General features: G+C 75.4%; 16 protein-coding genes. 3 read left to right on the forward strand and 13 right to left on the reverse strand.

What is annotated here, in order from left to right:
- The 6 genes from ABT093_RS00005 to ABT093_RS00030 form a co-directional block, all read right to left on the reverse strand.
- Window positions 1-1546: SUKH-4 family immunity protein (locus tag ABT093_RS00005; protein WP_502884086.1), on the reverse strand; the 1546-nt coding region annotated here is incomplete at its 3' end.
- Between the two features lie 90 nt (window positions 1547-1636).
- Window positions 1637-2638 (reverse strand): SMI1/KNR4 family protein, encoded by a 1002-nt coding sequence (locus tag ABT093_RS00010; RefSeq protein ID WP_350557873.1) that lies wholly within the window; start codon window positions 2636-2638, stop codon window positions 1637-1639.
- A gap of 155 nt (window positions 2639-2793) precedes the next feature.
- Entirely contained in the window at window positions 2794-3927 is a 1134-nt protein-coding gene (locus tag ABT093_RS00015; protein WP_350557876.1) for a DegT/DnrJ/EryC1/StrS family aminotransferase, read from the reverse strand.
- Window positions 3928-4035: 108 nt separating this feature from the next.
- Window positions 4036-5184: a DegT/DnrJ/EryC1/StrS family aminotransferase gene (locus ABT093_RS00020; RefSeq protein WP_350557879.1), complete on the reverse strand. Its 1149-nt coding sequence runs from the start codon at window positions 5182-5184 to the stop codon at window positions 4036-4038.
- A gap of 59 nt (window positions 5185-5243) precedes the next feature.
- Window positions 5244-6224 carry an NAD-dependent epimerase/dehydratase family protein gene (locus tag ABT093_RS00025; protein ID WP_350557882.1) on the reverse strand — a complete coding sequence of 327 codons (981 nt, stop codon included), beginning with the start codon at window positions 6222-6224 and terminating at the stop codon, window positions 5244-5246.
- Window positions 6221-7384, reverse strand: coding sequence for a Gfo/Idh/MocA family protein (locus tag ABT093_RS00030; RefSeq protein WP_350557885.1), 1164 nt, complete (start codon window positions 7382-7384; stop codon window positions 6221-6223). Before ABT093_RS00030 ends, ABT093_RS00025 begins: the two co-directional genes overlap by 4 nt.
- Before the next feature lie 387 nt (window positions 7385-7771).
- On the opposite strand from ABT093_RS00030, the gene ABT093_RS00035 reads away from it, so the two are divergent.
- Both ABT093_RS00035 and ABT093_RS00040 read left to right on the forward strand, forming a co-directional pair.
- Window positions 7772-8233: a YwqJ-related putative deaminase gene (locus tag ABT093_RS00035; protein ID WP_350557888.1), complete on the forward strand. Its 462-nt coding sequence runs from the start codon at window positions 7772-7774 to the stop codon at window positions 8231-8233.
- A 45-nt stretch (window positions 8234-8278) separates the two neighbouring features.
- A complete protein-coding gene (locus ABT093_RS00040) occupies window positions 8279-8827 on the forward strand; it encodes an SUKH-3 domain-containing protein (RefSeq protein WP_502884105.1) in 549 nt (182 codons plus the stop codon).
- Between the two features lie 16 nt (window positions 8828-8843).
- Here the strand turns inward: ABT093_RS00040 and ABT093_RS00045 are convergent, their stop codons facing one another.
- Window positions 8844-10115 (reverse strand): sensor histidine kinase, encoded by a 1272-nt coding sequence (locus ABT093_RS00045; RefSeq protein ID WP_350557892.1) that lies wholly within the window; start codon window positions 10113-10115, stop codon window positions 8844-8846.
- Window positions 10116-10392: 277 nt separating this feature from the next.
- Between ABT093_RS00045 and ppc the strand changes: the two genes are divergently transcribed.
- Window positions 10393-13239, forward strand: coding sequence for a phosphoenolpyruvate carboxylase (gene ppc / locus ABT093_RS00050; protein WP_350557895.1), 2847 nt, complete (start codon window positions 10393-10395; stop codon window positions 13237-13239).
- A 66-nt stretch (window positions 13240-13305) separates the two neighbouring features.
- Here ppc and ABT093_RS00055 read toward each other — a convergent pair whose 3' ends face one another.
- From ABT093_RS00055 to ABT093_RS00080, 6 genes are all read right to left on the reverse strand, one after another.
- The gene (locus tag ABT093_RS00055; RefSeq protein ID WP_350557898.1) at window positions 13306-14256 is read right to left on the reverse strand and encodes a hypothetical protein; all 951 of its coding nucleotides are present in this window, start codon (window positions 14254-14256) and stop codon (window positions 13306-13308) included.
- Window positions 14246-14782: a SigE family RNA polymerase sigma factor gene (locus tag ABT093_RS00060; RefSeq protein ID WP_350557901.1), complete on the reverse strand. Its 537-nt coding sequence runs from the start codon at window positions 14780-14782 to the stop codon at window positions 14246-14248. The genes ABT093_RS00055 and ABT093_RS00060 overlap by 11 nt, the downstream gene beginning before the upstream one ends.
- Window positions 14783-14893: 111 nt before the next feature.
- Complete coding sequence (locus ABT093_RS00065; protein ID WP_350557904.1) at window positions 14894-15166, reverse strand: hypothetical protein; 273 nt, start codon at window positions 15164-15166, stop codon at window positions 14894-14896.
- A gap of 227 nt (window positions 15167-15393) precedes the next feature.
- A complete protein-coding gene (pth, locus tag ABT093_RS00070; protein WP_350557908.1) occupies window positions 15394-15975 on the reverse strand; it encodes an aminoacyl-tRNA hydrolase in 582 nt (193 codons plus the stop codon).
- Between the two features lie 108 nt (window positions 15976-16083).
- Entirely contained in the window at window positions 16084-16674 is a 591-nt protein-coding gene (locus tag ABT093_RS00075) for a 50S ribosomal protein L25/general stress protein Ctc (RefSeq protein WP_350557911.1), read from the reverse strand.
- A 283-nt stretch (window positions 16675-16957) separates the two neighbouring features.
- A complete protein-coding gene (locus ABT093_RS00080) occupies window positions 16958-17935 on the reverse strand; it encodes a ribose-phosphate diphosphokinase (RefSeq protein WP_350557914.1) in 978 nt (325 codons plus the stop codon).
- Between the last annotated feature and the right edge of the window lie 8 nt (window positions 17936-17943).

A 17943-nucleotide genomic window follows, 5' to 3' on the forward strand; every position in this document is an offset into this window, starting at 1 on the left:
CGGCGGGCGGCGGCGGGACGGCGGGGCCGCCGGACGGCGGGGTGCCCGGGTCGGCGGGGGCACCGCCGAGCAGCGCGGGGTCGACCGCGCCCGCCAGCTGGGTGCGCTCGTACGCCACGCCGCCGCCCGGGGCGGGCGGCGCGGCCGGGGCGTCGCCGGGCCGCAGACCCGCCGGCGGCGGGGGCGGCGGGGCGCCGGCGGCGCCGCGGCCGCCGCCCCCGGCGGGGGCCGGGCCGGAGCCGCCGCGCAGCCCGGCGGGCGGGGGCGGCGGCGGGGCGGACGCGGGGTTGCGGCCCAGGGCGCCGGGAGCGGAGCCCGCACCCGGGCCGGACGGGCCCCGCAGGCCGGCGGGCGGGGGCGGAGGCGGGGCGGAGGCCGGGTTGCGGCCGAGCCCGCCGGCCGGCGCGTCGGCGGGCGGCGGTCCGGCGGGCGGCGGAACCGGAGCGCCGGGCGCGGGCGCGCCGGGCAGGCCCGCCAGGCCGGGCAGACCGTCGGGCGAGGCCAGCATGGTCGGCGCGTGCTCGACGGTCGCGGCCGGCGGCACGGGCGTCCCGGGCGCGGGCGTGCCCGGACCAGCGGGACCACCGGGCCCGGCCGGCGCACCCGGCAGGCCCGCCAGGCCGGGCAGGCCGTCCGGCGAGGCCAGCAGCGTCGGCGCGGGCTCCACCGGGGCACCCTGCGGCGGCACGGGCGTACCAGGCACCGGCGTCCCCGGGCCACCGGGCCCACCCGGCGCGCCGGGCAGACCCGCCAGGCCCGGCAGGCCGCCCTCGGGCAGCAGCACGGTGGCGGCCTCGGAACCGGCCCGCGGCTCGCCGGGCAGTCCGGCGCCGTTGGTGCGCAGCCCGTCCGGCAGCAGCACGGTCGCCGCCTCCGCGCCCGGCTGCGGCGCGGGCGGTACCGGCGGCGCGGGCGGATTGAACGGCTCGTCGTGGCCGGGCGGCGGGGCGAGCATGGTGGGCGCGTCCCCGGCGGGCCGCTCGGACTCCGGCGGCGTGGTCAGCACGGCGGGCACGGGCGTCTCCCCGGGCGCGGCCGGAACCGGAGGCGCGGCGGGCGGCGCGACGGCCGGTGCCGCCGGCGGCGCGGGCGGCACGACCGGCGGCGCGACAGGAGCAGCGGCGGCGGCCGGCGCGGCCGGCGCCCCCGTCCCCAGCCGCTCCGCCTCGGCGGCGAGCGCCGCCTCACCGGCCTCCTGCAGCCACTGCGGCGGGCTGAGCAGGAAGGACGTCGCCTCGACCGGCCCCGGCGCGGGCCGGGCCGCGCCGGCCGGGTTGGCCGCGACCGGCCGCCCGTAGGCCTCCTCGTACTGCCGGACCACCTCGTTGACGGGCAGCGCGGGCCACAGCGTGCTCGCGCCGGAGTCCCGGGCGATCACCAGCCGGGCCTCCCCCTCCGCGACGGCCGCGCCGCCGCCGGGCTGCACCGCCCAGCAGACGAAGCCCAGGTCGAACTCCCGGACCCGCACCTCGCGCTGCCGCTCCTGCGGCACCCCGCCGTTGATCCACTCCTCGGCGAGCTCCTGCGCCTGCGCGTACGTCACCACGCCCGGTTCACCCCTGTCCCCATCGTCCCCGCTCGTTCCACACCCTCGACGACCGCCCGGGCACCCGCCCGGACCACCGCGGACGCCATCTCAGCCCACCGGAACGGCGCGGGCGAAGCCGCCGTCCACCATCAGCCCGGCGACCGTCTCCAGCTCCGCCGGGCTCCCCGCCAGCCGCAGCAGGAAGGCGTCGAAGTCCTCCCCGCAGGGCAGCAGCAGCCGCCCGACCCGGTCCTCGGCCGCCTCGGGCGCGCCGCTGTCCCGGGCGTCGTCGTAGAGGCAGAACCAGACCGACCCGGTCCGCTCGCCGCGCACCTTCAGCGCCACGATGCCGCCCTGGGCGTAGGCGATGCCCAGGTAGTCCTTGGTGAGGTGGTCGCGCAGGCACTTGTTGGCGTAGACGACGTCCTCGGTGCCGTACTCCTCGGTGAGCGTCAGGAACGGCTGGTCGAGCAGCAGTCCGAGCTCCGGGTCCAGCGCCACGCCGACCGGGCCGCGGCCGCCGCCGAGCTTGAGGAAGGTGCGGTAGGCGCCGGGCAGCCGGTAGCCCAGCCGCTCCTCGGCCCGCTGCACGAGGTCCTCGGTGACGCCGATCGGGTCGCCGCCGTCCTTGGCGAGCGAGAAGTGCACCGGGCGCTTCTCCTGGAGCGGCCGGGTGCCGCGGCGCCCGTGGTCGGCGGAGGAGGTGGCCAGGCCGCCGTGGTGCCGCAGCAGGGCCTTGACCTCGACCGGGACCAGCTCCATCCGCCGCCAGCCGGGCGCGGCGCCGCCGACCGCGTGGTGCCAGGTCCAGCCGGGCGGGGTGGCGACGGCGGTCTCCAGGTCGGCCCAGAGCGGGTGGCCCTGGGTGAACTGCGCGGCGTTGGCCGAGACGTAGTCGGTCAGCCGCAGCTCGTCGACGCCGAAGCCGGCCGGCGGGTCGGCGACCTCGGCCGCCGCGGCGGCGTACGGACCGAAGTCCGGGTAGCCGTGCTCGTCCACCCTGACCCCGGCGGGGTGCCGCTCCGCACGGACCGGGTCCGGGAACTGCACCACCTGACCTGCGTACGCCGCGTTCGGTGCGTCGGCGACGCCGGGCCGACCTGTCGTCATCTGGGAGCCCCCACTGGCTGCTGCATGTTCTCGGTGCGCTTGTCGGCAACCAGCGTAGGGGGTTCGCCCGCGGCGCGGCCCCCCGCCCGGCGCACCGTGCGCGGCCGGCGGGCGGGCGGTGCGCGGCCGGCGGGTGCCCGGGGGCCCGCGCGGGCTCAGACCGCCGCCGCCTTGGCCAGCACCTCCACCACCCGCTCCTGCTGCGCGGCGGTGATCTGCGGGTACAGCGGCAGCGTCAGCAGCTCCCCCGCGGCCCGCTCGGCGACCGGGAACGAGCCCTCGCCGTGGCCGAGGTGGCGGAAGGCCGGCTGCAGGTGGACCGGCACCGGGTAGTGCACGCCCGCGCCGATCCCGGCCGCGTTCAGCGCGGCCAGCAGCGCGTCCCGCCGCTCGCGGCCGCCGCCGACCCGGACCGCGTACAGGTGCCAGACGTGCTCGTTGCCGGGCGCGGTGCGCGGCGCGGCCACCCCGTCCGGTCCGGCGAGCCCGTCCAGCCCCGCCAGCAGCCGGTCGTAGCGGGCGGCGGCGGCCCGGCGGGCCTCGTTCCAGGCCGGCAGCCGGCGCAGCTTGGCCCGCAGCACGACGGCCTGCAGCGCGTCCATCCGGGAGTTGAAGCCGAACCGCTCGTGCGCGTACTTGCGCGCCGAGCCGTGGTCGCCGATCAGCCGCACGGCGGCGGCCAGGCCGTCGTCGTCGGTGACGACGGCGCCCGCGTCGCCGTAGGCGCCGAGGTTCTTGCCGGGGTAGAAGCTGGTGGCGGAGATCCGGCCGTGCAGGGCCCGGCCACCCTGCCGGGCGCCCTGGGACTGCGCGGCGTCCTCCACCACCGGGCGCTCGCCGGCCAGGCCGAGCAGCGCCGCCATCGGGGCGAGCTGGCCGCTCAGGTGGACGGGCAGCAGCGCGACGGCGTCCGCGAGCACCTCGGCGACCCGGGCCGGGTCGATCAGCAGGTGCTCGGGGTCGGCGTCGACCAGCACCGGGCGCAGGCCGGCCCGCTGGACGGCCTCGGCGGTGGCGACGAAGGTGTTGGCGGGCAGCACCACGCCGCCGCCGGGCGGCAGGTCGAGGGCGCGCAGGGCCAGTTCGAGGGCGTCGGTGCCGTTGGCGGCGCCGACGCAGTGCCGGGCGCCGGAGAAGGCCGCGTACTCCTCCTCGAAGCCGGCCACCTCCGGCCCCTTGACGAAGCCGCCGCTCGCGAGCACCCGGTCGAAGCCGGCCCGGACCTCCGCCTCGATCTCGGCGTGCGCGGCCGCGAGGTCGACGAGCGGGACGGGCTGGTCGGTGGTCATCCTGTGGTCTCCCCTGGGCCGGTCGGTGAGCGTGGCGAGCGGGCGTGACGGACCTGACGAACGGACGGGCGGACGGGCGGACGGGCGGGCGGCTCGGTACCGGCGGGGTCAGCCGAGCGCGGCCCGGAGCGCGGCCACCACCCGGTCCTGCTGCTCCTCGGTCAGCGCGTGGTACAGCGGCAGGATCAGCGAACGCCGGGTGAGCAGCTCGGTGGCGGGCAGCGGCACCCGGGCGCTCCCCTTGTACGGGGCCTCCAGATGGGCGGCCATGATGCCGCGCCGGGCCGAGACCCCGGCCCCGGCGAGCCGGGCCAGCAGCTCGGCGCGGTCCGGGGCGCCCTCCGGCGGCAGCACCCAGCAGGACTGGTAGTTGGTGGTGCCGTGCTCCGGGTCGTCGACCATCCGCAGGCCGGTGCCGGCCAGCAGCTCCCGGTAGCGGGCGGCGAGTTCGCGCCGCCGGGCGACCATGGCGGGCAGTTTGCGCAGCTGCACCAGGCCGACGGCGGCCTGGATGTCGGTCATCCGGTGGTTGAAGCCGATCTCGTCGTAGGTCTCCAGCAGGCTCGCGCCGCCGGCCGAGGCGTGCCGGTCGGCCGCCGAGACGCTCATCCCGTGCTCGCGCAGCCGCCGCAGCCGGGCGGCCAGTTCACCGTCCCGGCAGGTGACCATGCCGCCCTCGCCGGTGGTCAGCAGCTTGCGCGGGTGGAAGGAGTAGGCGGCGAGGTCGGCGCCCGCGCCGGCCGGCCGGCCCCGGTACACCGAGCCGGCCCCGCAGGCGGCGTCCTCGACGACGGTGACGCCGTGCGGGGCGACGGCGGCCCGGATGCCGTCCAGGTCGACCGGCACCCCGCCCTGGTCCACCGCGATCACCGCCCTGGTCCGCCCGGTGAGCAGCGGCCCGACGGTGGCGGCGGTGAGGTTGCCGGTGGCCGGGTCGACGTCCGCGAAGACCGGCACCGCCCCGACGTAGGTGACGGCGTTGGCGGTGGCGATGAAGGACAGCGAGGGGACGACCACCTCGTCGCCCGGTCCGACGCCGGCGCCGATCAGCGCCAGGTGCAGCGCGGTGGTGCAGGAGGAGACCGCGACGGCGTGCTCGACGCCGAGGTGCCCGGCGAAGGCCCGCTCGAACGCGGCGACCCGGGGGCCCTGGGCCACCCAGCCCGAGCGCACCGCCTCGGCGGCGGCCTCGGCCTCCTCCTCGCCGAGCCAGGGCACCATGACCGGGATGTTGGGCAGGACGGGGGTGCTGGACACAGGTGTGCTCCGAAGGGTGGCGCGGGCGTGGTCGGGAAGGGATGCGCGTGCGGCCGGCGCTACTGCTCGCGCCACCAGGCGACCAGCCGGCGCAGGCCCTCGTCGAGGCCCAGCTCGGGCTTCCACCCGAGGTCGCGCTCGGCGGCGCCGATGTCCGCCAGCCGCCGGACCACGCCGCCGGCGGTGCCCCGGGCCGGACCGTGGTCGACGCCCAGGTCGCCGCGGTCCATCGCGGTGAGCAGCGCGTCGGCCAGCCCGCGCAGCGAGACCTCGCTCGCGCTGGCGATGTTGTAGACCCGGTCGGTGACGGGCGCCGCGGCGGCCAGCAGGTTGGCCCGGGCGATGTCCTCGGTGTAGACGAAGTCCATCGTCTGGGCGCCGTCGCCGAAGATCAGCGGCGGCTGTCCGGCGGCTATTCGCTCCATCCAGCGGATGAACACCTCGGTGTACCGGCCGTGCACGTCCATCCGGGGCCCGTACACGTTGAAGTAGCGCAGCGCGACGTAGTCGAGGCCGGCCATGGCGTGGAAGGAGCGCAGCAGGCCCTCGTTGAAGACCTTGGCCGCCCCGTACAGGGTGTCGTTGTTGTACGGGTGGTGGGTCTCGGGCGTCGGGAAGACCTCGGCGAGGCCGTAGACCGAGGCGGTGGACGAGGCGACCACCTTGCCGACGCCCACCTCGGCGGCGGCCTCGACCACGTCGAAGGTGCCGTCCACCATGACCTCCAGCGCCAGCCGCGGCTCGCTCGCGCACTGGGTGATCCGGATCGCGGCCAGGTGGAAGAGCAGGTCGGTGCCCGGGTCGAGCAGCCGGCGCAGCAGGGCGCGGTCGCGGATGTCGCCCTCCACCACGCGCAGCTGCCCGGGGGCGGCGATCTCCCCGGCGTACGCCAGGTTGGCCGCCCGGCCGCGGACGAAGTTGTCGAGCACGACCACCTCGCGGGCGCCGGCCTCGATCAGCTGGTCGACCACGGTGGAGCCGATGGTGCCGGCCCCTCCGGTGACCAGGCAGCGGGAGCCCTCGATCTGTACAGCGTTCACCGGGTGGCGGCCCTTTCCTGAGCTTCGGACAGTGCGGAGTCGAGGCCGATGCCCACCGGGACGGTGGCACCGCCGAGTTCGAGGCTGAGCGAGGCCGCCTCCAGCAGCTGGAGCACCCGCAGGCCGGCCCGGCCGTCGGTGAGCGGGGCACGGCCCTCGGTGATGGCGGCGGCGAACTCGGCCATCACGTTGCGCAGCGCCTCCTGCTCGACCAGGGCGGGCGCGACCATCGAGCCGACCCGGTAGGAGATGAGCGCCCGGTGGCGGATGGCGTCGGTCAGCTCGTCGGGCGGGGTGAGGTCCACGCCCCGGTCGTGCACCGCGAGCCGGGCCTGCGGGTTGAGGTCGTCCCAGACCAGGGTGCGCCGCGAGCCGCCGATCAGCGTGGTGCGGACCTTGGTCGGCGAGAGCCAGTTGACGTGGCAGTGCGCCAGCGCGCCGTTGCTCAGCCGCACGGTCAGGTAGGCGACGCAGGCCCGCCCGGCGCCGATCGGGTCGGCGCCCTGGGCGGAGACGCCGACGGGTTCGACGCCCGGCGGCAGGACGAAGTCCAGGATCGACAGGTCGTGCGGGGCGAGGTCCCAGAGCACGTCGACGTCCGGCTGGACCAGCCCGAGGTTGATCCGCACCGAGTCGAAGAACTGGACGTCGCCGATCTCCCCGCCGTGCACGAGCTCGCGGATCCGGCGCACCACCGGGGTGTAGCAGAAGGTGTGGTCGCACATCAGCACCAGACCGCGCTGCTCGGCGAGCGCCACCAGCTCGGCGGCCTCCGCGGCGGAGGTGGTGATCGGCTTCTCCACCAGGACGTGCTTGCCGGCCTCCAGCGCGGCCCGGACCAGCCGGTAGTGCGCGGCGGCCGGGGTGGCCACCGCGACCGCGGCGACCCGTTCGTCGGCCAGCACCTCCTCGAACGAGGTGGTGGCGCGGACGGTGCTGTACTCGCCGAGGACCCGGCGGGACTTCGCCTCGTCCAGGTCGCAGAGCCAGTGCAGGCGCAGCGCCGGTGTCTGCTGCGCGTTGCGGACGAGGTTCGGGCCCCAGTAGCCGGCTCCGACCACCGCGATCCCGATCCGGTGGGCCGGCGCGGGCTGCGGTGGCGTGCCCGGTGTGGGTACGTGCTCGCCCGGTGCCTCGTTGGCGGTTTCCGTCTCCGTCATCGCAAGACCCCCCTTGCTAGGCGTCAGGGCCCCCCGGCCCCGGCGGCCCCAACGGCCATGGCAAACAAGGGCGTTGCCGCTTCCCCCCGGAAACCCCACCGGACCGGCCGACCCCTGGCTTGCTGCTGGAACGCTACCGGCCGCCGCTCCCGGCCGGGAGTGGATTCGGGAAACCCGGGGACGAGTCGTGATGATGCCGTGCGGATCCGGCCAACGTCGCGTGCCGACCCGCCGGTCGGCTGCGCGCTCCGCACCCCGGATGTGCGGTTGTCAGTGTCGTTTGACAGGCTGGCCCCTGACAGCCGTGCCACCACCGGGCCCGGGGCGCGAGGCCGGGCGGGAGGCGGACGGACGGACGACGAGCGGGACGACGAGGAGGGCGACGCCATGACCACCGGGGAACCGGCCGTACCGCCGGTGCTGCGCCACCACCGCGACAGCCTGCTGCCCGCCGTCGCCGCCGCGCTCTCGCTCAAGGGCGGCGAGGTGCACACCCTGGCCGGCGACAAGGCGGACCGCCGCCCCGTGCTGCACCCGCTGGTCGGCGACTTCCTCGACGCGCTGCCGCCGGAGCACCGCGAGCGCTTCACCGGCCGCTGCCCGGAGGCGGTCCTGCTCTCCCGCTACCTGACCGAGGTGGACGGCCGCCGTTCCAAGCGCGCCGCCCGCAAGCCGATGAGCCTGCACGAGGCGCGCAAGGCGCTCAAGGGCGCCCGGCTGACCACCCTGCGGATCCGCGAGGAGCACGATCCCGCGCACGGCACCCACGCACCGCCGTGCCGCTCCTGCGCGCCGCTGCTGGAGCACTTCGTCGTCCAGGTCGTCGCGGTCGGCCCCGCCGCCGGCTGACCGGCGCACCGCCCGTCCCCCGTCCCCGAGCCACCGGAGCCCGTCCTGAATCCGCCCGCCCCCGCCCCGCCCCCTCCCCCGGCCACGCTCGGCGGGTCCGCGCCGCGGACCCGCCCGCGCTTCCCGGCCGACGTCGCCGCCGAGCTCAAGGCGGCCGGCTGGCACCCCGGACGCTGGCAGATCCGGCAGGCCGAGGAGTGGGCCGACGCCCTGGTCGGCCACGGCAGCCCGGCCGGCGTCCAGCACGCGGTGTTCCCGGCGGCGGTGGAGGCCTGGGCCGAGTTCGGCGGCCTCGCCTTCGACCTGTCCGGTCCCGGCCGGCAGCTGGCGCGCACGCCCTTCCTGATCGACCCGCTGTGCGGCCTGCACCAGCCGCGCACGCTGGCCGACCTGGGCCGCGCCCTGGACACCCGGATCGCCCCGCTGGGCGAGGAGGCGTACGGGCAGGCGCTGCTGGCGATCGACGAGGAGGGCCGGGTCTACAGCCTGGACCACGCCGGCGAGTGGTTCCTCGGCCACGGCGTGGACCAGGCGGTCACCGCGCTGGTCCTGGGCACCGCCCCGGAACGGCTGCGCACCGCGGACAGCGTCTGAGGGCCCGCAGGCGGGCCTAGACCAGCCGGTCCTGGCGGACCGCCAGCCGGGACGGCAGCACCGCCTCCACCCGGAAGCCGCCGTCCCGCTCCGGTCCCGCCGAGAAGGTGCCGCCGAGCGCGACCACCCGCTCGCGCATCCCGACCAGCCCGTTGCCGCCGCTGGGCAGCGCGGCGGCGGCCCGCTCGCCGCCCGGGCAGGCGTTCACCACGCTCACCCGCACCCCGTTCGGCGCGTAGGCGAGCAGCACCGCCACCTGGGCGCCGCCGGCGTGCTTGTGCGCGTTGGTCAGCCCCTCCTGCACCACCCGGTACGCGGTCTGCTCGGCCTCACCGGTGAACTCCTGCCGGCTGCCGCTGACGGTCAGGGTGACGGCCATCCCGGCCGCCCGGGACTGGTCGACCAGCCGCGGCAGCCCGGCCAGCGAGTCCGGCTCCGACGCGTTCTCCTCGGACATCCGCAGCACGCCGAGGATCTCCCGCAGCTCGTTGAGCGCCTGCCGGCCGACCTCGCCCATCAGCTTGGCGCTCTGCGCCGCCTTCTCCGGGTCCTTGGCGACGATCCGCTCCAGCGCCCCGGCGTGCACCACCATCAGCGAGACCCGGTGCGCCACCACGTCGTGCATCTCCCGGGCGATCCGGGTGCGCTCCTCCAGCCGGGCCCGGCGGGCGCGCTCCCGGGCCTGCTCGGCCAGCAGGTCCAGCTCGGTCTCCAGACCGTGCGCGCGGTCCTTGAGCGAGTCGATCAGCCGCCGCCGCGCGCCGACGTACAGGCCGGTCACCACCGGCACCGCGGTCGCGCCGGCCGCCACCAGCAGCGACAGCACCACCTGGCCCCAGAACGGCGTCTGGTCGGCGGCCGCGTCGACGGGGTTGAGCATCGACATCAGGATCACCCCGGCCGTCTCGGCGTAGGCGAGCGCGGAGAGCGCCACCACCCGCCGGCGGCGCGAGGGCCACTCCCAGGTCTCGGCCAGCGTGTACAGCGCCACCAGCAGCAGCACCATGCTGGGCACGGCCGGCATGGCGAGCAGGGCGACCACCACCGGGACGACCGGCCAGCGCCGCCGCACCACCAGGGTGGCGCCGGCCAGCGCGGCGAACGCCCCGACCACGATCTGGCCCGTCACCCCGAGGTGGACCCGGCTGCCGATGTAGGCGATCGAGCTGCCGGCGCACTCCAGCGCCGCCAGGGCGGCGAGCCCGCCGTCCAGGAGGGCGCTGCGCCGTCGCGGCCACCACAAGAACGACGTCCGGTCCCGCGCGCGCTCCCCAGGCGACTTGCTCATGCCCCACAGACTACGGCGCGCCCCCGGGGCGTCCCCACCGGGTCGCGCCGGGAACCTGTCGCGGCCGGCCGCCGGAGCTCTCCAAGTGGTCCAGACCACATACGGTCCCGGGGCATGCGTGTCCGCCATCCGGCCACTTCGCGGACAGCGCCCCGGCCGACACCTATGCTGGTCGCGTCGGACAGCGCGGTCCGCACGCGTCACACCCGCCACACGCGGGGCAGCCCTGTGACGATGAGCCGTTGCCGAACACCCCACCACCCCGAGGGAGCCAGCCGTGACCGCTCCGGTCCCCAGCCAGGCGGACAACCCGACCCCCGTGGTCGCCGACAACGCCGCATTGCGCGCGGACATCCGTCGCCTCGGCGACCTGCTCGGCGAGACGCTGGTCCGCCAGGAAGGCCCCCAGCTGCTCGGCCTGGTCGAACAGGTCCGGCTGCTCAGCCGCACCGACGGCGAGGCCACCGCCGAACTGCTCTCCGACATCGACCTGGAGACCGCCGCCAAGCTGGTGCGCGCCTTCTCCACCTACTTCCACCTCGCCAACGTCACCGAGCAGGTGCACCGCGGCCGCGAGTTCGCCACCCGCCGCACCCGCGAGGGCTCGCTGCTCGCCCAGACCGCCGACCAGCTGGCCGACGCCGACCCCAAGCACCTCCAGGACACCCTGGCCCACCTCGCCGTGCGCCCGGTCTTCACCGCGCACCCGACCGAGGCCGCCCGCCGCAGCGTCCTGAACAAGCTCCGCCGGATCGGCGAGCTGCTCGACCGGATCCACCGCGAGGAGATCGCCGCCGGCCTCTCCCAGGCCGACCCGGCCCGCACTCCCGCCCGCCCCCCGGCCACCACCCCCGACCGGGCCGCGGAGCGGCGCACCTCCGCGCGCCGCCAGGCCGACCGCCGGCTCGCCGAGGTCATCGACCTGCTCTGGCAGACCGACGAGCTGCGCATCGCCCGCCCGGAGCCCACCGACGAGGCCCGCAACGCCGTCTACTACCTCGACGAGCTCTACCGCGACGCCGTCCCGCAGGTCCTGGAGGAGCTGCACGAGGAGCTCGCCCGGGTCGGCCTGGAGCTGCCCGAGGGCGTGCGCCCGCTCACCTTCGGCACCTGGATCGGCGGCGACCGCGACGGCAACCCCAACGTCACCCCGCAGGTCACCTGGGACGTCCTCAACCTCCAGCACGAGTACGGCATCAAGGACGCCCTCGCCGCCATCGACGACCTGCGCAGCACCCTCTCCACCTCGGAGCGGCTGGCCGGCGCCTCCACCGAGCTGCTCGCCTCGCTCAACACCGACCTCCACCTGCTGCCCGAGCTGAGCCCGCGCTACAAGCGGATGAACGCCGAGGAGCCGTACCGCCTCAAGGCCACCTGCATCCGGCTCAAGCTGGAGAACACCCGCGAGCGCCTGGCCGGCGGCACCCCGCACGTCGAGGGCCGCGACTACCTCGGCACCCGCGAGCTGGTCGCCGACCTGCGGCTGATCCAGGACTCGCTGCGCGCCCACCGCGGCGAGCTGATCGCCGACGGCCGGCTCGCCCGCGCCATCCGCACCATCGAGGCGTTCGGCCTGCAGCTGGCCACCATGGACGTGCGCGAGCACGCCGAGGCCCACCACCACGCGCTCGGCCAGCTCTTCGACCGGCTCGGCGAGGAGGCCTGGCGCTACGCCGACATGCCCCGCGAGTACCGCCAGCGGCTGCTCGCCAAGGAGCTGCGCTCGCGCCGCCCGCTCGCCCCCACCCCGGCCCCGCTGGACGCCGCCGGCGCCAAGACCCTCGGTGTCTTCACCACCATCCGCGAGGGCTTCGAGCGGTTCGGCGACGAGATCGTCGAGTCCTACATCATCTCGATGTGCCAGGGCGCCGACGACGTCTTCGCCGCCACCGTGCTGGCCCGCGAGGCCGGTCTGATCGACCTGCACGCCGGGATCGCCAAGATCGGCATCGTGCCGCTGCTGGAGACCACCGACGAGCTCCAGCAGGCCGACCGGATCCTCGACGAGATGCTCTCCGACCCCTCCTACCGGCTGCTCGTCTCGCTGCGCGGCGACATCCAGGAGGTCATGCTCGGCTACTCCGACTCCTCGAAGTTCGGCGGCATCACCACCTCCCAGTGGGAGATCCACCGCGCCCAGCGCCGGCTGCGCGACGTCGCCCACCGCTACGGCATCCGGCTGCGCCTCTTCCACGGCCGCGGCGGCACCGTCGGCCGCGGCGGCGGCCCCTCGCACGAGGCCATCCTGGCCCAGCCGTGGGGCACCCTGGAGGGTGAGATCAAGGTCACCGAGCAGGGCGAGGTCATCTCCGACAAGTACCTGCTGCCCTCGCTGGCCCGGGAGAACCTCGAACTGACCCTCTCCGCCACGCTGGCCGCCTCCGCGCTGCACACCGCCCCGCGCCAGGCCCCCGAGGAGCTGGCCCGCTGGGACGCCGCCATGGACCGGGTCTCCGAGGCCGCGCACACCGCCTACCGGGCCCTGGTCGAGCAGGACGACCTGCCGAAGTACTTCTTCGCCGCGACCCCGGTCGACCAGCTCGCCTCGCTGCACCTGGGCTCCCGCCCGTCCCGCCGCCCCGACTCCGGCGCCGGGCTGGACGGCCTGCGGGCCATCCCGTGGGTGTTCGGCTGGACCCAGTCCCGCCAGATCGTCCCCGGCTGGTACGGCGTCGGCGCCGGCCTGGCCGCCGCCCGCGAGGCGGGCCTGGGCGACGTGCTGGACGAGATGTACGGCCAGTGGCACTTCTTCCGCAACTTCCTGTCCAACGTCGCCATGACGCTGGCCAAGACCGACCTGCGGATCGCCCGCCACTACGTCGAGCAGCTGGTCCCCGCCGAGCTGCACCACGTCTTCGAGCAGATCCAGGCCGAGCACGACCTGACCCTGCGCGAGGTGCTCCGCCTCACCGGGGAGAACGAGCTGCTGGAGCACAACCCGGTGCTCAAGCAGACCTTCGCGGTCCGCGACGCCTACCTCGACCCGATCTCCTACCTGCAGGTCGCGCTGCTGCGCCGGCAGCGCGAGGAGGCCGCCACCGGCCGCCACGAGGACCCGCTGCGGGCCCGCGCGCTGCTGCTGACCGTCAACGGCATCGCCGCCGGCCTGCGCAACACCGGCTGACCGGCACCCCGGGACGTCACAGGGCCCCGCGGCGTCTGCACGCCGCGGGGCCCTCCCCCGTACCGGTCAGTGGACCGGTCGTACCTCGATGACCTCCGCGCCGTAGCGGGCCAGCATGTCGGCCCGGGCGGCGTCGGCCTGGTCGGTGGACACGGACACCCCGGTCCCGTCCTCGGACACCCTGACCTCCTGGACGGTCACCCCCCTGGCCGCCCAGAAGTCCCGGTCGGTCTCCTTGATCCGGGCCGCCAGCTCCACGAAGTGCCTGCGCGAGGACGCCACGTCCGTGAAGTGGATCGTCACCCCGAAGTGCGGGACCGCCTCCAGCACCTTCTGGTCGAGGTCGCTCCCCGGCACCCGCAGCACCCACAGCTCGGCGGTCAGCAGGTCGATGCAGGTCCCGAAGTACTGGTCCGGGTACGACGCCGCGACGAACTGCCGGACGTCCCACTGCACCTCGACCACGTGGCGGTTGACCTGCCCGCCGCTGGTGCTCGACGAGGGCTCCGGCGACGTGATGGGCGAGCGCGCCGGTGGCGGCGTCCAGTCCGACGGCGTCGGGGTGTTCATCTCCGTCCAGCGCACCAGCCGCAGCGAGGCCGGCCCCTGCGCACAGCCCGACAGCGGCCCCAGGTGGTCCGGCCCCGAGGACGAGGGCGAGCCCAGCGGCGGCCCGGAGAACGGCCGCCCGGTGCCCGCCGACGGCACCGGCACGCCGCCGAGGTCCGACGAACGCACCCCGGTCGGGCTCAGCCCCGCAGGGCCCACCGCCCCGGCCCCACCGCCCCCGCCGAGCTGCGTCACCACCCCGAGGCCCAGCGCCAGCACGGCGACCCCCGCGACCGACTGCGCCGCGAACCGCTGCCGGGTCCGGCGCCGTCCGGCCTCCCGCAGCAGGGCCAGCGGCGGGCTGCCGCCGACCGCCTCCGCCCGTGCGCCGAGCCTGACCACCAGCTCCCGCTCGAACGCGTCCGCACCGTCTCCCCCCGATCCGGTGCCTCTCTCCTCAGCCGTCATGACCCACCATCTCCTTCACTGGTGCAAGCTCCTGCCGAAGCGTCCTCATCGCGCGGGCCAGGTGGGTCTTGGCCGTCGCCGCCGAGCAGCCGAGCTCCTCGGCCACCTGCGCCACCGACAGGTCCGCGTAGTACCGGAGCACCACCGCCGTCCGCTGACGGGGCGGCAGCGCCCGCAGCGCTCTCTCCAGTTCCTCGTCCCGGGTGTCCACCGCGGCCGCCGGGGAGTCCGGCAGCAGCGGCGTCAGCACCTCGCGGCGGGTCCGCCGCCACCTCGACACGTGGGTGCGCACCATGGCCCGGCGGACGTACGCCTCGACCGCGCCCGGTTCACGGATCGCCCCGCGCCGCACGTACACCCGGGACAGGGCGTCGTGCAGCAGGTCCCGGGCGTCGTGGACGTCCCCCGTGATCAGGAACGCGCCGCGGAGCAGGGCCTGGTACCGCGCCGAGACGAACTCGTCGAACGGGTCCTCCTGCCGGGTGCCCTCGGCCGGGCCCCCCGACCGCATCGATTCGCGCTTCATACCGACCAGACGCACGGGAGCGCGGAAACGGGTGACACGCCCGGCGGGGAAATGCCGCGGGGGCCGGGTCCGATCAGCTCGGTCCCCGGCCCCCGCGGCTCACGTCCTCGTTCACTCCCCCGCGTCGCCCGCGCGGTGGCGCTTGACCCACAGGGCCGCGCCGCCGGCCGCCACGACCAGCCCGCCGCCGACGGCCAGCAGGCCCGCGTCACCGCCGACCGAGCTGCCGAGCACCGGGCCGAGCTGCGCCGAGACGGGCTCCGGGGACACCACACCCGGATCGGGCTCCGCCATCGAGTCCGCGTGCACCGGGCCGGCCGTGCCCAGCAGCATCCCGGCAGCGCCGAGCGCGCCCGCGGTGCCCAGCGCACCCGCCGTGCCCACCCGCCGTCCGAGCCGCCCCAGCCGAACCACCCGGATCCGCCGAAGACGCCGGACCGGCCGCAAACTCCGCATCGAGAACTCCCCAACCCGTTCGCGTACTGCCCCCGACGCTATCCGATCCGCACAGACTTCTCACAGGTATTCAGGTTTGGCCACCCAAGAGTTGTACGACTGTTGCCCGGCCGGACGACCGCCCTTCTTTTCGAGGGCGGATCCATGACGGCGCCTCAGGTGTTGTACGAGGACTGGGCCCGCTCCAGGCCCTCGGAGAGCAGCGCCTCCACCGCGTCCGCCGAGCGGTCCACGAACCACTCCAGGTCCTTGCGCTCGGTGGCGGAGAAGTCCTTCAGCACGAAGTCCGCGACCTCCATCCGGCCCGGCGGGCGGCCGATCCCGCACCGCACCCGGTGGTAGTCCGGGCCGAGCGACTTGGTGACGGACTTCAGCCCGTTGTGCCCGTTGTCCCCGCCGCCCAGCTTCAGCCGCAGCGCCGCGTAGTCGATGTCCAGCTCGTCGTGGACGGCCACCAGCGCGGAGACCGGCACCTTGTAGAAGTCGCGCAGCGCGGTGACCGGTCCGCCGGAGAGGTTCATGAACGACATCGGCTTGGCCAGCACCACGCGCCGGCCCGCCAGCCGGCCCTCGGCGACCTGGGCCCGGCTCTTGTGCGCCTTGAACTTCGCGCCCATCCGCCGGGCCAGCAGGTCCACCACCATGAACCCGATGTTGTGCCGGTTCCGGGCGTACTGCTCCCCGGGGTTGCCCAGGCCCACCACCAGCCAGGGCCCCTCGTACGATTCGTCGTTCATCCCACCGCTCCTCGTGGTCATGTTCACCGCCATCATCCCGGACACGCCGCTGCCCCGGCCGCTCCAGCGGGAGCGACCGGGGCAGCGGTCTCAGACTGTGCGAGAGGCTCAGGCCTCGGCGCCGGCCTCGGCCTCGGCGGCCTCCTCCTCGGCCGGGGCGGCCTGGGCGGCGATGACCTGCAGCACGACGGCGTCGGCCTCGACGGCCAGCGAGACGCCGTTCGGCAGGACGATGTCCTTGGCGTGGATCGAGGCGCCGGCCTCCAGGCCCTCGACCGAGACGGTGACGGCCTCGGGCAGGTGGGTGGCCTCGGCCTCGATCGGCAGGGCCTGCAGGACGTGCTCCAGCAGGTTGCCGCCCGGGGCCAGCTCGCCCTCGGTGTGGACCGGAATCTCGACGGTGACCTTCTCGCCGCGCTTGACCAGCAGCAGGTCGACGTGCTCGATGGTGCGCTTGATGGCCTCGCGCTGGACGGCCTTCGGCAGCACGTACTCGTCCTTGCCCTCGATCGGCACGACCAGCAGGGCGTTCGGGGTCTTCAGGGCCATCATCAGGTCGTGGCCGGGCAGGTTCAGGTGAACCGGCGCGTGGCCGTGGCCGTAGACGACACCGGGGACGAAGCCGGCGCGGCGGGCGCGACGGGCGGCACCCTTGCCGAACTCGGTACGGGTCTCGGCGGCAAGGCGGATCTCGGACACGACTGCACTCCTCGTGAAAGCTGGCGCGGGGGTGCAGGCAACGCGAAAAACCGCCGGGACCACACCCTCATAACGTTCGGGGGTCACTCGGCGGGCAACGACCTCTGCCGGAGCCCGGGGGCCCGGAGCCGGCAGCGCGTCGATCACGGAGCGGGCACCCGAGCAACGGGCACACGGCATCCCTCGCCGAGCAGTTTCACGAGTCTAACCGGAGCGGTGGCCTCTCGCGAAATCGGCGGCGGCCCCGGTCCGACGGAACCGGGGCCGCGCGCACGGGGCTTGGTCAGTGCACGCCCTCGAAGAGGCTGGTGACCGACCCCTCCTCGAACACCTCGCGGATCGCGGCGGCGATGGACGGGGCGATCGACAGCGTGGTGATCTTGTCCAGCTGGAGCGAGGCCGGGGTCGGCAGGGTGTTGGTGAACACGAACTCGCTGACCCGGGAGTTCTTCAGGCGGTCCGCGGCCGGGCCGGAGAGCACGCCGTGGGTGGCGGCCACCAGGACGTCGGCGGCGCCGTTGTCGAACAGCGCGTCGGCGGCGGCGCAGATCGTGCCGGCGGTGTCGATCATGTCGTCGACCAGGACGCAGACCCGGTCCTTGACGTCACCGACGACGTCGGCCGACAGGATGGTGTTGGCCTGGGTCATGTCGCGGCGCTTGTGGATGATCGCCAGCGGCGCGTCCAGCCGGTCGCACCACTGGTCGGCCACCTTGACCCGGCCGGCGTCCGGGGAGACCACGGTGAGCTTGTCGCGGTCGACCCGCTCGCCCACGTAGTCGGCCAGCAGCGGCAGCGCGAACAGGTGGTCGACCGGGCCGTCGAAGAAGCCCTGGATCTGCGCGGTGTGCAGGTCCACGGCCATCAGCCGGTCGGCGCCGGCCTGGCGCAGCAGGTCGGCGACCAGCCGGGCGGAGATGGGCTCGCGGCCCAGGTGCTTCTTGTCCTGGCGCGCGTAGCCGTAGAACGGCAGGATCGCGGTGATGCTCCGGGCGGAGGCCCGCTTCAGAGCATCGATCATGATCAACTGCTCCATGATCCACTGGTTGATGGGAGCCGTGTGGCTCTGCATCACGAAGCAGTCGGCACCTCGGGCCGACTCCAGGAAACGGACGTAGATCTCACCGTTGGCGAAGTCGAGGGCCTTGGTCGGAACCAGCTCGGTCCCCAGTGCCTCGGCCACCTCCCTCGCCAGCTCGGGGTGGGCACGGCCGGAGAAGAGCTTCAGCTTCTTCTCGCCCGACGTCGTGATCCCGCTCACTGCCACCG

Origin of the sequence: Kitasatospora sp. NPDC002551 (assembly GCF_040296005.1) — a bacterium.
Lineage (GTDB): Bacteria > Actinomycetota > Actinomycetes > Streptomycetales > Streptomycetaceae > Kitasatospora.